A 14,022-nucleotide genomic window follows, 5' to 3' on the forward strand; every position below is an offset into this window, starting at 1 on the left:
GCGAGCGGCGACAACCGGCGTCGAATGACCGAGACCGTCGCCCTCACGCCGACCCGCCGGGAACCGCACGTCTGCGACGTGCTGATCGCCGAGCGCGCGCCGCGTCTGACCGCATCCCTCGCCTGGCCGCTGGTCCGGCCGATCCTCTACAAGCTGCTCAACTACCGCGCCGCGGTGCGCATGGCGGATGCTGTAAAGCCGCTCTCGGGCGCCGGCGCCCTCGACTATATGAGCGACCTGCTGGACCTGAAGGTCGCGGTGATGAACCCGGAGCGGATTCCGGCCACGGGCCGCTGCGTCGTCGTGGCCAATCATCCGACCGGCATCGCCGACGGAATCGCCGTCTTTGACGCCATCCGCAGCCGCCGCCCCGACGCCGTCTTCTTCGCCAATGCCGACGCCCTGCGGGTCTCGCCCCGGCTGGGTGAGGCCGTCATCCCGGTCGAATGGGTCGTCGACAAACGCACCCGCGAAAAGACCCGGGCCACCCTTCTGGCCGCGAAGGAGGCGTTCGAGGCCGAGCGCTGCATCGTCATGTTTCCGGCCGGACGGCTGGCGCGGGTGGCGAAGGACGGTTCGGTCACCGATCCCGAATGGGCCCCCACCGCCGCCTCGCTGGCGCGCAAATATGACGCGCCCATCGTGCCGATCCATGTCGCCGGCCCTACCTCGCGCCTGTTCCACTTTTTCGACCGGATCTCGCCGGAGCTAAGGGACATCACCCTGTTCCACGAACTGCTGAACAAGCGCCGCAAGGCCTTCCAGCTGAAGGTCGGCAAGCCGGTGCCGCCGACCCGGCTCGACATCGACGCGGTCAAGGCGACCTATGGCCTGAAGGCCTTCACCGAGCGGGTCCTGCCCAGCCAGCCGGACGCCGACTTTGCCTGACGCGGTTCCCCTGTCTCTGCCCGACGCCGACGCCACCGCTCGCCTCGGTGGCGCCGTCGCCCGGCGGCTGGAGCGCGGCGAGACGGTGCTGCTGTACGGGCCGCTGGGCATGGGCAAGTCGACACTGGCCCGCGGCCTGATCCGGGCCCTGACGCGGCCCGACGAGGACGTGCCCTCCCCGACCTTCACCCTCGTCCAGTTCTACGAGGGTGATCCCCCGGTCGCCCATTTCGACCTCTATCGCCTGACCCGGCCCGAAGAGGCCGCGGAGATCGGACTGGACGAGGCGCTGGACGACGGCTGCGCCATCATCGAATGGCCCGAGCGTCTGGGCGCCGATCCGGCCCGCTGGCTGGGCCCCGACATCCTGACCGTCACCCTCGCCGAACAGGACGAGGGCCGGGTTGCGACACTGTCCGGCACAGGCGCATGGGAGACGAAACTGAAGGACCTCCATGTCTGACCGCGAACACCTCCGTCTCGCCTTCCTGAGGTCCGCCGGCCTGGCCGAGGCTGTGCGGACGCCCCTGCCCGGCGACGCCTCGACGCGACGCTACGAGCGGCTGACCACGCCGGCCGGCGCGACCCTGATGCTGATGGATCAGGCTCCCGCCGCGGAGTCCCAGCCCTGTGACCCCGGCTGGACGCCGGCCCAGCGCCACGCGGCCGGCTGGAACGCCGTCGCCCGCCTGTCAGCTGGCCGGATCGAGGCCTTCGCCGCCGTCGCCGACCACCTGCGCCACGCCGGCCTCTCGACGCCTGACATCATCGCCGTGGATGTCGAGAACGGACTGGCCGTGATCGAGGACTTCGGCGACGACCTGTTCGCCCGCGTCATCGACGAGGGAGAACCGCAGGCCCCGCTGTACCTCGCGGCTGTGGACGCGCTGGCGAGGCTGCATCTGGCCGGACTCCTGCCCGACGTCATGCCCGGCCCGGGGGGCGGCTGGCCCCTGCTCAAATATGACGCGGTCGCGCTGCAGGGCGGCGCGGACCTGTTCGTCCAGTGGATGCCGAAACTGCACCCGGAACTCGACTTCGGTCCCGCGGCGATCGACGAATGGCAGGCCGTTTGGGCGCCGGTCGCGGCCATGGGCGAAGAGAAGGCCTGGGTGACGGCGCACCGCGACTATCACGCCGAAAACCTGATCTGGCTTCCCGACCGGACGTATCAGCGCCGGGTCGGCATGATCGATTTCCAGGACGCGGTTCTGGCTCACCCCGTCTGGGACCTGCACTCCCTGCTGCAGGACGCCCGCCGCGACGTGCCCCCGGAACTGGAGGCGGTCTGCTTCAACCACTATTGCGAGGTCATGATGGTCGATCGCGAGACCTACCGCCGCGACTACCACGCCCTCGCCGCCCTCAATGAGGCCCGCATTCTGGGCGTCTTCGCCCGGCTGATCTCGCGCGACGGCAAGCCCCGCTACGCCGCCTTCATGCCGCGCGTCTGGGCCCATCTGAACGCCAATCTGGGCAAGCCCGGGATGGAGACCGTCGCGGCCTGGTTCGATCGCCACGTCCCGGCAGGACTGCGCGCATGACCGCCGTCCCGAAGACCGCCATGGTTCTGGCCGCGGGCCTCGGCACCCGCATGCGCCCCCTGACCGACGACCGGCCCAAGGCCCTCGTCGAGGTCGGCGGACGGGCCCTGATCGATCACGTGCTGGACCGGCTGGCCGAGGCGGGCGTCGAGCGGGCGGTGGTCAATGTCCACTGGTTCGCCGACCGGCTGGAGAGCCATCTGGCGGCGCGCGGGCGCGGGCCGGAGATCGTCATCTCCGACGAACGCACCGAACTGCTGGAAACCGGGGGCGGACTCAAGAAGGCCGCGGCCCTCCTCGGGTCCGACCCGGTCTTCGTCGCCAATATCGACAGCGTCTGGACCGACCCGAAGGGCGATGCGCTGAATCAACTCGCCCGGTTGTGGAATCCGTCAATCATGGATGCCGCGCTTCTTCTCGCGAGACGCGAGGGCTCGATCGGTTTTGAGGGCGACGGCGATTTCTTCCTCGCCGATGACGGCCGGCTGACCTTCCGCGGCGACGCCACGGAAGCGCCCGTCGCCTATATGGGCGTCCACATCTGCCGGCCCGACTATGTGGCGGACGGCCCCGACGGACCCTTCTCGCTGGCTGACCTCTGGCGTCGCTCCGCCGCCGCCGGACGCCTGTACGGCTGCGTGCTGGACGGCGACTGGATGCACGTCGGCGACCCACAGGCGCGCGACGAGGCCGAGGCGAAACTGGCGGGGGAATGAGCAGCCGTTTCGATCCCTTCGAACCGATTGGCCCGCGCTGGTACGCCATCGAGGCGCGCCGGCCCTTCCTCGAGGATCTGGCCGCCGGGGTTCTGGACTGGCTGGGCGATCATCCGCCCGAGGCGCTGTCCGACGCCGTCATCCTGCTGCCCAACCGACGCGCCGCCCGCGCCTTCACCACCGCCCTGTCGAAACAGGCGGGGGGCCGGCCGCTGCTGCTGCCGCAGGTCCGACCGCTCGGCGATCTGGAGGAGGATGAGCCGCCGTTCGCCCCCGGCGAACTCGGTCTCGACCTGCCGCCCGCCATCGCCCCCCTGATGCGCCGCTTCGAGATGGCGCGGATGATCGTCGAGGACTTCCGTCCCGGCCTGTCGCCGTTGCGCGCGCTGGAGATGGCGGATGCGCTCGGCGGCTTCCTCGATTCCTGCCAGCTGGAAGAGATCGGGGACCTGCATAAGGTCGCCACGCTGGTCGAAGGCGATCTGGCCGAACACTGGCGCGAGTCCGCTGAATTCCTCGCCCTCGCGGTCGAGGCCTGGCCGAAGCGGCTGGAGGCCATGGGGCTGGTCGATCCGGCGTGGCGACGCGCCCGGCTGCTGCGCCTGCTGGCGACGGCCTGGACCGAGCGGCCGCCGACCCAGACCGTCATCGCCGCCGGCTCGACCGGCACCGCCCCCGCCGCCGCCGATGTGCTGGCCGCCGTCGCCGCCGCGCCGCGCGGCTGTGTGGTGCTGCCCGGCCTCGACCGAGATCTGGACCCGACCGTCTGGGACACGCTGGGCGACAACGAACAACATCCGCAGAACGCCCTGTGGCGGCTTCTGAACAAGCGCGCCGGGCGCGAGGCCGTCCGGCCGTGGTTCCGCCCCGCCGAGGACGCGGTCGCCGAAGCGCGCGGCCGCGCGCGCCAGCGGCTGATCAACGAGGCCCTGCGGCCCGCCGACGCCACCGATGACTGGCGCACGGTCATCGGCGCCCTGCGTAAAGACGCCTTCAGCACACAGTCCGCTGACCCCATCGCCCAAGGGCTGGAGGGTCTGTCCGTCGTCACCGTCCGCGCCGAGGAAGACGCCGCCTCCGCCCTCGCCCTGATGATGCGAGAGACGCTGGAGACGCCGGGCCGGACCTGCGCCCTCGTCACGCCCGACCTCGCCCTCGGCCGGCGCGTCGCCGCCCGGCTGGAACGCTGGGGCGTCGCCGCCGACGTCTCCTCCGGTCAGCCGCTTTCGCGCATGGATGCTGGGCGGCTGGTGGATCTTGCGGTCCGCTTCATGGCGACGCCGCTGGATCCCCATGCCCTGCTGGGCCTGCTGAAACATCCGCTGGTCCGGGTCGACCTCGGCGAGACCGACGGAGCCCTCGCCCTGCGCGCCCTCGAACACCACGCCCTGCGCGGTCCCCGCCATCGCGACTGGAGCCGGCTGCGCCGCGCCCTTCTGAAGGCGGGCGAACCCCGCGACGACGGCAAGGTCCCGTCCGAGGGAAGCCGCGCCCGCCTGACCGCCGCCGGAGCTCTGGTCGATCGGCTGGAGGCCCTGTCCGCCGCCGCGCTCTCGCCCTTCGCGCCCGAGGCGCCGCTGGACGCCGCTGCCCGGACCCTGACCGAACTGATCGAGGCCTTGGCCGGTCAGAACGCCTGGGCCGGACCTGACGGCGAGGCGGCCGCTTCCCTCCTGTCGGGTTTGATCGAGGGCGGGGCGTCGCTGGGCGCCGTGTCGCGCGCCGAGTTCACCGATCTGGTGCGCGGCCTGCTGACCGAGGAGACGGTGCGCACCGGTGGGGCCACCCAGCCGCGCCTGCGCATCCTCGGCGCCATCGAGGCCCGGCTGGTGCGGGCCGACCGGATGATCCTGGCCGGGCTGGAAGAGGGCGTCTGGCCCAACGCAGCGCCGACCGATCCCTTCCTGTCACGCCCCATGCGCCAGACCCTGGGCCTGCCGCCGCCCGAGCGGCGGCTCGGCCAGACCGCCCAGGACTTCGTCCAGGCCGCCTGCGCCGACGAGGCCATACTGGTCCATTCCGAACGTCGGGGGGGTCAGCCCGCGGTCAAGTCGCGCTGGCTGTGGCGGCTGGAGATGCTGACCCGCGGCGCTAACGCCCCGACGACGCCCATCGTGCTGGAACGCCCCTCCGCCTCGGTCGATACTGCCCGCGCGCTGGATGTCCCGCCACCGGGACCGCCGCGTTACGAGCGGCGCCCGGCTCCGACACCCCCCGTCCGCCGCCGCCCGCGCCAGCTGCCGGTCACGGGCGTCGAACGCTGGGTCCGTGATCCCTACGCAGTCTACGCCCAACGCATTCTCGGCCTGCAGAAGCTGGACCGGCCCGGCGCCTCTGCCGAGGCCATGGCGCGAGGCAACGCTGTCCACCGCGCCATCGAGCGCGTCGTCGTCAGCTGGCCCGACGCCCTGCCCGACGACTGCGCCGATCAGATCGAGACCTTCCTGCGCGAGGAGCTGGATGCCGCCGGCTTCGAGGACCACGCCATGGCCCGGGAAACGCCGCTGGCGCGCAACTGCGCCGTCTGGCTGGCCAGCTGGGAGCGCGAGCGCCGGTCTCGCGGCGCGACCCTGCTGATCGAACAGACGGGCCAGATGACCTTCGGCGCGCCAGCCGGTCCCTTCACCCTGACCGCCAAGGCCGACCGGATCGAACTGGACGCCACGGGCGCGGCCGTCATCGACTTCAAGACCGGCTCCACGCCCAGCGCGAAACAGGTGGCCCAGGGCTTCGCGCCCCAGCTGACCCTGACCGCCGCCATCCTCGCGGAGGGTGGTTTCCCCGGCGCGCCGCCGACGCCCGCCTCGGAACTGCTCTACGTCAAGGTCACGGGCCGCAAGACGCCCGGCGAGGCTGTCGACGTCGGCAAGGTAACGCGCAACCAGCCCCTGACCGCTGACCAGCTGGCCGAACGCGAACTGACCCGGCTGGTCGACGGCGTCGCCGCCTTTGACGAGGAATCGAAACCCTATGTCTCTTGGGCCGCGCCGCAGTTCATGGGCAATTTCGGCGGCAACTACGACCATCTGGCCCGCGTCTGGGAATGGCACGTTGTCGGCGGCGAGGACGAGGCGCCGGAATGACCCTGTCCCCCCTCGAACAGGCCCGCGCCCACCAGACCGCCGCCGCCGATCCCGGCCGGTCAGTCTTCGTCACCGCCAACGCCGGCTCGGGCAAGACCACGACATTGGTCGACCGCGTGGCCCGGCTGCTGCTGCAGAAGGCTCCGCCCGGCGAGATCCTGTGCGTCACCTACACCAAGGCCGCCGCCGCCGAGATGCAGGCCCGGCTGTTCGACAAACTGGGCCGCTGGGCCGTGATGGACGACGCCGACCTGTCGCGTGATCTGGCCCGGCTGGACGGCCGCGATCCCGCCGCCCTGAACCCTGGCGACCTTAAGGAGGCCCGTCGCCTGTTCGCCCGCGCGCTGGAGACGCCCGGCGGACTGAAGATCCAGACCATCCACGCCTTCTGCGAAAAACTGCTCCGCCGCTTCCCCATCGAGGCCGGCGTCTCGCCCGCCTTCAAGGTGCTGGAGAACGAGGCGGCGGTGGCCCTGTCGCACGCAGCGCGCGAGGATCTGGCCCGCGCGGCGCTCGCCGATCCCGACGGCCGGCTGGGCGCCGCCTACGCCCATTTCGCGGTCGAGCTGGACTGGAAATCCTTCCACGCCCTGCTGGCCATGATCGAGGCCGAGCGCGGCAAGCTGGTCGCCTATGTCGAGCGCTGGACCTCGGGCGCCGCGCCGGGTCCGCACATCCTCGCCGGGGTTTCGGAAGACGATACGCCCGCGGCCATCGAGACCGGTTTCCTCGAATGGCTCGACCCCGCCGACTGGCGCGCCGCCGCCGATGGCTTCGCCACCGGCTCGGCCAACGACCAGAAGATCGCCCACCAGATGCGCGAGGCGGTCCCGCCCCACTCCAGCCTCGCCGCCATGAAGGCCCTCTTCATCGACTCGAAGGGCGAGGCGCGGACGAAATTCGGCACCAAGAGTGCGCCGGCCGCGGCGGCTGGCTATCTCGACTCCGTCTCGCTCAAATACTGCGCCGTCCTCGACCGCATGCGCGCGGCCAGGGTCGCCGATGATACGGTCAAGGCGCTGACGCTCGCCCACGCCCACGCCGCCTTCTACGAGACCGCCAAGGCGCGGCAGGGCGCGCTGGACTTCTCCGACCTCGTGGTCCGCACGGTCGAGCTGCTGACCCAACGCGCGACCGCCGCCTGGGTCCTGTTCAAGCTGGACGGCGGCATCGAGCACGTGCTCGTCGACGAAGCCCAGGACACCGCCCCCGACCAGTGGGCCATCTTCAAGGCCCTGACCGAGGAGTTCTTCTCGGGCGAGGGCGCCGCCCGCCGGGGCGAGACGCCGCGCATCCCGCGCACCGTCTTCGCGGTGGGCGACGAGAAACAGTCGATCTACTCCTTCCAGGGCGCGCGACCAGAAAGGCTGCGGCAGGAGGCGCAGGCCTATGAGGCGCTGGCCCGCGGCGCAGGTCGTCCGTTCGAGGAGGTGCCGCTGGACACCTCCTTCCGCTCGACGGAAGAAGTGCTGGCCTTTGTCGACGCGGCCTTTGAGGGGCCGGAGCGGACCCGCGCCCTTGTCGGCCAGCTGGGCGACATCCCGACCCACCATCCGGCCCGCGTCGGTCAGCACGGCTCGGTCGATCTGTGGCCCCTGTTCCACGATCCCGTCACGCCGGACCGCGAGGCCTGGAACGCTCCGGTCGACAAGGAGGACGCCCGCAGCGGCCGCAAACAGCTGGCCCAGGCGATGGCCCGCGACATCCGCAAACAGGTCGAGGCCGGAAGCGCCGTCCATGACCGCGACGCGCCCGGCGGGATGCGCCCCGCCCGCTGGGGCGACTTCCTCGTTCTGGTCCGCCGCCGCGACGCCCTGTTCGAGGAGATCATCCGCGCCCTCAAGGCGGAGGCCGTTCCCGTCGCCGGCGCCGACCGGCTGAAGCTGAGCAGCCATATCGTCTTCGACGACCTGATCGCCGTCGCCCGCTTCGCCCTCTATCCCGATGACGACCTGTCACTGGCCGAAGTGCTGCGCAGCCCCTTCTGCGACATCACAGATTTCGGCGACGCCCACAGCCTGTATCCGCTGGCCGACAAGGAGGGCCGCGCAGGCCGGTCGCTCTGGCGCGAACTGCAACAACGCGCCGGCGAACAGCCGCAGTGGCGCCGCGCCCGCGACTTCGTCCAGGCCGCGCTGGAGGCCCGCGACCGTGACCCCTTCGCCTTCTTCTCCAGCCTGCTGAACCGGATCGACGAGACGGGCGTCTCGGGCCGCGCCCGCATTCTCGCCCGACTGGGCCGCGAGGCTGAGGAGGCGATCGACGAAACCCTCGCCCAGGTCCTGGCCGCCGAGGACCGCGGCGGGGTCGATCTGGAGACCTGCGTCGCCCTGCTGGAAGCCGCCGATGTCGAGGTGAAGCGCGAGATGGAAGGGGCCCGCAACGAAGTGCGGGTCATGACCGTGCATGGAGCCAAGGGTCTCGAGGCGCCCATCGTCATCCTTCCCGACACGACCTCGCGCGCCAAGCCGCAGGGCCCGACCCTGATGCCGTCTGCGACCGACGACGGCGAGGAGGGCGAGGGCTGGCTGATGTGCCCCGGCTCGGCCAGAGACGACTGCCCCGCCTCAAAGGCGGCGCGCGAGGCTCGCGTAGCCCGCACCGACGCCGAGACCCTGCGCCTGCTCTATGTCGCCCTGACCCGCGCCCGCGACCGTCTGGTGATCATGGGCCGCGCGACCCGGCGGCCCGAGGAGGGCTTCGAGGCGGGCAGCTGGTGGAGCGTCATCGCCGAAACCTTCCGGCGGCTGGGCGATGACGAACCGCTGAACATCCGCGACATCGGCGACGGCGTGCTTCGCTTCGGTGTCGATCCGGAGATGCTTGCGGCTGGCGCCATCGCCCGTCCGGCGCCGACAACGGTTCCGTCGTGGGCGCGCACCCCGCCCGCGCCGGACAACGCCGCCCGCTTCGCCTCGCCGTCGAAGATGGAGGAGACGACCCGCATCCCCGCGCCTTCGCCACTGGCGACCACCGCCGGGCCGGGGGCGCCTCTAGGTCGATTCCGGCGGGGGGACCTGATCCACCGCCTGCTCGAGCGCCTGCCCGACATCACGCCCGCCGACCGCGCCGACGCCGCCCGCCGCATTCTGTCCCGGGAACGGGACCTCGACGACGCCGCGCGCGCCGAAATGATCGACGCCGCGTTCCGCGTTCTGAACGACGCACGGTTCGCGCCGGTGTTCGGCCCCGGCTCCCGTCCGGAAGTCGCGCTGACCGGATCGGTGCGCGATGTCCCGATCTCGGGACGCATGGACCGGCTGGTCGTGACGCCCGACCGGGTGCTGGTGGTCGACTACAAGACCAACCGGCCCGCCCCCGACCGTATCGAGGACGCCGACCCCGCCTATGTGCTGCAGATGGCGGTCTACGCCTCGGTGCTGGCGCGGCTCTATCCCGACCGGCCTGTCGAGGCGGCGCTGGTCTGGACGGACGGTCCGCGGCTGATGGCCGTACCCGCAGACCTGATGCGGGCGGCGCTGACGCCATAGGCGTTGATTTGGACGCCGGAACATCCCACATCCTCGGCACCGGGCCGGAATCAGACAGTCTGACCGTCCGATCATTCGCGTCGCCCCTGCGACGCCAGACAGGATATTCTCCATGGCCACCATCAAGGTCACCGACGACAGCTTCGAAGCCGACGTTCTGAAGGCTTCCCAGCCCGTTCTGGTCGACTTCTGGGCGGAATGGTGCGGCCCGTGCAAACAGATCGGACCCGCGCTGGAGCAGATCGCCGACGATCTGGCCGGTCAGGTCACCATCGCCAAGGTCAACATCGACGACAGCCCCATGGTCCCGTCGAAACTGGGCGTGAAGGGCATCCCGACCCTGATGCTTTTCAAGGACGGCCAGATGGCCTCGATGAAGGTCGGCGCCATGCCCAAGGGCAAGATTCTCGAATGGCTGGCCGAGTCGGGCATCGGATCGGCCGCCGCATGATCCCGCCGGGGTTGAACAACCCCGGATTTGCCCCCATCGGCGATCGGTGTTCTCCTGCGGTCTGATCAACGACCGCCGGAGCCGTCCCATGCTGACCGCCGCTCTCATCGCCGCCGCCCTGCTGGCAGGCGGCCAGGTGTCCGTCATCGCCGCAACGCCGGCGCCCGCCGAAGCGCGGTCGACCAGTGCAACGCATGCGGAGCTGGAAGCCGGGACACGGCGGGTCTGCCGGCTGGAGCGCGCCACGGGTTCGAACCTGCAGCAGCGCGTCTGCCGGACCATACGCGTCGCGGCGCCCCAGACGCAGCAGACGCGCGAGTTCCTGCGCAACCTCCAGCGCGTTCGCACCCCGGACGTGAACTAGCGGCTCGGGCGAAAGCGGGTCAGACCGGCCAGGTTTCCCGCGCCGCGCCCAGCACCTCGCCCGCGAGATACAGCGAACCGCAGATCGCCACGCGACCCGCGCCCAGACGCAGGGCCCGGTCCAGCGCCTCGTCGACCGAGGCGCATGGCGTGGCGCCCAGACCGTGCCCCCGCGCGACCGCGGCCAAGGCTTCCGGCTCTGCCGCAGCCCCGTCGAAGCGCACGGTGAAGACGGCGGCGCCCGAGTCCTTCAAGGCCTCGAAGAATCCGCCCGCATCCTTGTTGGCCAGCATGCCGACGATCAGCGCCAGCGGTCGCGGCGCCTTCGCCTGCCGCTCGGCCAGGGCCTCGGCCAACGCCCGGCTCGCATGCGGATTATGTCCCCCGTCCAGCCAGAGCTCGGCGTCGGCCGCCCGCGCGGCCTCGCCGAGGGGCCCCTGCGTCAGCCGTTGCAGACGGGCAGGCCAGCGCACCGCCCGCAGGCCCTCCGCGATCGCCGCCTCGGGCAGATCCAGTTCCAGCGCCACGGCGACGGCGAGCCCGGCGTTGGCGATCTGGTGCGGTCCGGCCAGCGCCGGGGCCGGCAGGTCGAGGAACCGCTCCTGATCCTGAAACGCCATGCCGCCCCGCTCTGCCCAGGCGTCGAAATCCACGCCCATGACGGTCAGGGGCGCGCGAACCGTCTGCGCCGCCTTCTCAATCACCGCCATCGCCGCCTCCGACTGGCGCGCGATCAGACCGCGCGCGCCGGGCTTGAGGATGCCGGCTTTTTCCGCGGCCACGCCGGGCAGGGACGTGCCGAGGAATTCCGCATGGTCCAGATCGACAGGCGTGATGACGCTCAGCAGCGGGCGTTCGATCACATTGGTGGCGTCCAGCACGCCGCCAAGACCCACTTCGACGATGGCCAGATCGGCCGGGGTTTCGCTCATGGCCACGAAGGCGGCGGCGGTCGTGCTTTCGAACACGGTCGCCTCGACGTCCAGCACCTCGATCCGGTCGAGGATGTCGTTCAGCACATCGTCCCCGATCAGTTTCCCGCCCAGACGGATGCGCTCGTTGAACCGGACCAGATGCGGCGAAGTGTAGGCATGGACGCGCAAGCCGGCGGCTTCAGCGATGGCGCGAATGAAGGCGACGGTCGAACCCTTGCCGTTGGTGCCCGCCACATGGACCACCGGCGGCAGCCGGTTCTGGGGATCGCCCAGGGCGGCGCACAGCACCCGCATCCGATCCAGAGACAGGTCGATCCGTTGGGGGTGCCGCGCCCTCAGGCGTTCGGAGATCGGGTCCACGGCGCTCAGGCCGCCCGACGCCGCCCGCCCATCAGCATCGACAGGATCTGGCCCAGCACCACCGGCAGGTCCTCACGGGCGACGACGCGGTCGACCATGCCCTTTTCCTGCAGATATTCGGCGCGCTGGAAGCCCGGCGGCAGTTTCTCGCGGATGGTCGCTTCGATGACGCGCGGACCGGCGAAGCCGATCAGGGCCCCCGGCTCGGCCAGATGCACATCGCCCAGCATGGCGTAGCTGGCGGTCACCCCGCCGGTCGTCGGGTCGGTCAGCACCACGACGAAGGGCAGCTGCGCCGCCTTCAGCTCCTGGATGGCCAGGGTCGAGCGCGCCATCTGCATCAGGCTGAGGGCGCCCTCCTGCATCCGCGCGCCGCCGGCGGCGGTGTAGCAGACCAGCGGCACGCCGCGCTCGACGGCCGCCCGGGCCGCGGCGATGAAGGCCTCGCCCGCCGCCATGCCCAGCGAACCGCCCATGAAGCTGAAGTCCTGGACGATCACCACCGCGGGCGTTCCGTCCAGCTCGCCGAAGCCGATGGCCATGGTGTCCTTGCGGCCGGCTGCCTTGCGGGCGGCGGCCAGCCGGTCCTTGTACGGCTTGCCGTCCGAGAATTTCAGCGGGTCCTCGGGCACGTCGGGCGTGTCGATCGACTCGAACGCGCCGTCGTCGAAGGTGTAGCGCAGCCGCTGGTCGGCGTTGATCCGCATGTGGCGGCCCGAGGGCGTGACCCACAGCGAGTTTTCAAGATCCGACCGGTACAGCATCTCGCCGGTGTCGGGATCCTTGACCCACAGGTTCTCGGGTGTGTCGCGCCGGCTGACGATCTTGCGCACGCCGGGGGCGAAGCGGCTGAGCCAGCCGCCGCGTTTTTCCTGGGGGGGTTTGTTCTTGTCGACCATGGCGGCGCTTTAGACGCTTTCTTTCACGCGCGCACCCCGGACCGCATCGGCGAGGGACCGCACCTTGGCCAGAACGCGGGTCGCGGCGGGTTCGTTCGCCTCCAGAGCGGCCGCAACCTCGTCGACCAGAACCGAGCCGGCCACCACGGCATCGGCCACCCGGGCGATCTCGGCGGCGCGCTCCGGCGTCTTGACCCCGAAACCGACCGCAACGGGCAGGCCCGAAGCCTTGCGGACGCGTTCCACGGCCGGAGCGACCGACACGGCCTGCGCCTCCTTCACCCCGGTCACGCCCGCGACCGAGACGTAGTAGACAAAGCCCGAGGTCCGCTCGGCGATGATCTTCAGCCGCGCGTCGTCCGAGGTCGGCGTGGCCAGCCGGATCAGCGACACCTGCGCCGCGTCCAGCGCGTCCGACAACGGCCCGGCCTCTTCCGGCGGGCAGTCGACGACGATCAGCCCATCCACGCCGCTGGCCGCCGCGTCGCGGGCGAAGGCGTCGTAGCCGTATGTCTCGATCGGATTGAGGTAACCCATCAGGATCACCGGCGTGTCGGCGTCGCCCTGGCGGAAGGCGGCGGCCAGCGCCAGCGTGCCTTTCAGCGTCAGCCCGGCCTTGAGCCCGCGCAGGGCGGCGCGCTGGATCGGCGGTCCCTCGGCCATCGGATCCGAGAAGGGAAAGCCCAACTCGATGATGTCGGCGCCCGCGCCGGGCAGGCCGCGCAGGATCTCGATCGCCTGATCCCGCGTGGGATCCCCGGCCATGACATAGGCCACAAAGCCGGCCCGGCCCTCGGCCTTCAGCGCGGCGAAGCGGGCGTCGATGCGCGCTGTGGTCATTGCGCCGGCGGGACCGTCGCCGCGGGAGCGGCCGGCTGGGCGGCGCAGACGTCACCGGGGATCGGACCGAAGCCGAGATAGCCAAGCGCCGCGGGACCCGCAGGCCGCGTCGTGTCGTAGAATGCCTGCATCTGCAGCCCGTCGCAGCCGCCGCCGTCCCTGCGGCGCACGAACACGACGCGGTTGTCGTCGCCGCCGGCCGTGAGCCAGCCCCTGCTCCCCAGATCGGCGATATAGGCCTCGGCCAGAGCGCCGATCCCTGCCAGCGGCGCGCTGACGCAGAAGGCGCGGCCGGCGAGATTGTAAAGACCGCCGCAATCGGGCGCCAGGGTCGCGCCCGGCAGCACCATGGCCTCCGGAGACGCGAGAACGGGGGGCGGCGCCGCCGGTTGCTGCGCCCAGGCGGGCGCGGCCATGAGGGCCGCTGCAACGGCCAGTCCTGCGATCTTCAT

The 14,022-nt window shown here is 71.2% G+C and carries 12 protein-coding genes; 8 read left to right on the forward strand and 4 right to left on the reverse strand.

Translation table 11 applies throughout. The features are described from left to right. Window positions 1-24 precede the first annotated feature (24 nt). From ASD25_RS08405 to ASD25_RS08440, 8 genes are all read left to right on the forward strand, one after another. A complete protein-coding gene (locus ASD25_RS08405; RefSeq protein ID WP_056616206.1) occupies window positions 25-888 on the forward strand; it encodes a GNAT family N-acetyltransferase in 864 nt (287 codons plus the stop codon). Then, the gene (tsaE, locus tag ASD25_RS08410; RefSeq protein WP_056616208.1) at window positions 881-1,351 is read left to right on the forward strand and encodes a tRNA (adenosine(37)-N6)-threonylcarbamoyltransferase complex ATPase subunit type 1 TsaE; all 471 of its coding nucleotides are present in this window, start codon (window positions 881-883) and stop codon (window positions 1,349-1,351) included. The genes ASD25_RS08405 and tsaE overlap by 8 nt, the downstream gene beginning before the upstream one ends. Then, window positions 1,344-2,432, forward strand: coding sequence for an N-acetylmuramate/N-acetylglucosamine kinase AmgK (gene amgK / locus ASD25_RS08415; RefSeq protein ID WP_056616211.1), 1,089 nt, complete (start codon window positions 1,344-1,346; stop codon window positions 2,430-2,432). The genes tsaE and amgK overlap by 8 nt, the downstream gene beginning before the upstream one ends. Next, entirely contained in the window at window positions 2,429-3,148 is a 720-nt protein-coding gene (murU, locus tag ASD25_RS08420; protein WP_056616214.1) for an N-acetylmuramate alpha-1-phosphate uridylyltransferase MurU, read from the forward strand. The genes amgK and murU overlap by 4 nt, the downstream gene beginning before the upstream one ends. Beyond that, window positions 3,145-6,231, forward strand: coding sequence for a double-strand break repair protein AddB (gene addB, locus ASD25_RS08425; protein WP_056616217.1), 3,087 nt, complete (start codon window positions 3,145-3,147; stop codon window positions 6,229-6,231). The genes murU and addB overlap by 4 nt, the downstream gene beginning before the upstream one ends. Further along, the gene (gene addA, locus ASD25_RS08430) at window positions 6,228-9,722 is read left to right on the forward strand and encodes a double-strand break repair helicase AddA (RefSeq protein ID WP_056616219.1); all 3,495 of its coding nucleotides are present in this window, start codon (window positions 6,228-6,230) and stop codon (window positions 9,720-9,722) included. Before addB ends, addA begins: the two co-directional genes overlap by 4 nt. Window positions 9,723-9,834: 112 nt before the next feature. Then, window positions 9,835-10,173: a thioredoxin gene (gene trxA, locus ASD25_RS08435; RefSeq protein ID WP_056616222.1), complete on the forward strand. Its 339-nt coding sequence runs from the start codon at window positions 9,835-9,837 to the stop codon at window positions 10,171-10,173. Window positions 10,174-10,261: 88 nt separating this feature from the next. Continuing rightward, window positions 10,262-10,537 carry a hypothetical protein gene (locus tag ASD25_RS08440; RefSeq protein ID WP_156389225.1) on the forward strand — a complete coding sequence of 92 codons (276 nt, stop codon included), beginning with the start codon at window positions 10,262-10,264 and terminating at the stop codon, window positions 10,535-10,537. A gap of 19 nt (window positions 10,538-10,556) precedes the next feature. Here ASD25_RS08440 and ASD25_RS08445 read toward each other — a convergent pair whose 3' ends face one another. From ASD25_RS08445 to ASD25_RS08460, 4 genes are read right to left on the reverse strand one after another with little or no spacing between them, the layout of a single operon-like run. After that, on the reverse strand, window positions 10,557-11,831 hold the full coding sequence (locus ASD25_RS08445) for a folylpolyglutamate synthase/dihydrofolate synthase family protein (RefSeq protein WP_056616228.1): 1,275 nt from the start codon (window positions 11,829-11,831) through the stop codon (window positions 10,557-10,559). A gap of 5 nt (window positions 11,832-11,836) precedes the next feature. Beyond that, on the reverse strand, window positions 11,837-12,730 hold the full coding sequence (gene accD, locus ASD25_RS08450; RefSeq protein WP_056616231.1) for an acetyl-CoA carboxylase, carboxyltransferase subunit beta: 894 nt from the start codon (window positions 12,728-12,730) through the stop codon (window positions 11,837-11,839). 9 nt (window positions 12,731-12,739) lie between these two features. After that, window positions 12,740-13,570, reverse strand: a complete 831-nt coding sequence (gene trpA, locus ASD25_RS08455; RefSeq protein ID WP_056616234.1) for a tryptophan synthase subunit alpha — start codon at window positions 13,568-13,570, stop codon at window positions 12,740-12,742. After that, a complete protein-coding gene (locus ASD25_RS08460) occupies window positions 13,567-14,022 on the reverse strand; it encodes a hypothetical protein (protein WP_056616237.1) in 456 nt (151 codons plus the stop codon). The genes trpA and ASD25_RS08460 overlap by 4 nt, the downstream gene beginning before the upstream one ends.

Source organism: Brevundimonas sp. Root1423 (assembly GCF_001426805.1).

Excerpts from the sequence above, each read along its gene's own strand:
- ASD25_RS08405 (WP_056616206.1), top strand. The coding sequence starts at position 25 with ATGACCGAGACCGTCGCCCTCACGCCGACCCGCCGGGAACCGCACGTC.
- amgK (WP_056616211.1), top strand. The coding sequence starts at position 1,344 with ATGTCTGACCGCGAACACCTCCGTCTCGCCTTCCTGAGGTCCGCCGGC.
- murU (WP_056616214.1), top strand. The coding sequence starts at position 2,429 with ATGACCGCCGTCCCGAAGACCGCCATGGTTCTGGCCGCGGGCCTCGGC.
- addB (WP_056616217.1), top strand. The coding sequence starts at position 3,145 with ATGAGCAGCCGTTTCGATCCCTTCGAACCGATTGGCCCGCGCTGGTAC.
- addA (WP_056616219.1), top strand. The coding sequence starts at position 6,228 with ATGACCCTGTCCCCCCTCGAACAGGCCCGCGCCCACCAGACCGCCGCC.
- trxA (WP_056616222.1), top strand. The coding sequence starts at position 9,835 with ATGGCCACCATCAAGGTCACCGACGACAGCTTCGAAGCCGACGTTCTG.
- ASD25_RS08440 (WP_156389225.1), top strand. The coding sequence starts at position 10,262 with ATGCTGACCGCCGCTCTCATCGCCGCCGCCCTGCTGGCAGGCGGCCAG.
- accD (WP_056616231.1), bottom strand. The coding sequence starts at position 12,730 with ATGGTCGACAAGAACAAACCCCCCCAGGAAAAACGCGGCGGCTGGCTC.
- trpA (WP_056616234.1), bottom strand. The coding sequence starts at position 13,570 with ATGACCACAGCGCGCATCGACGCCCGCTTCGCCGCGCTGAAGGCCGAG.
- ASD25_RS08460 (WP_056616237.1), bottom strand. The coding sequence starts at position 14,022 with ATGAAGATCGCAGGACTGGCCGTTGCAGCGGCCCTCATGGCCGCGCCC.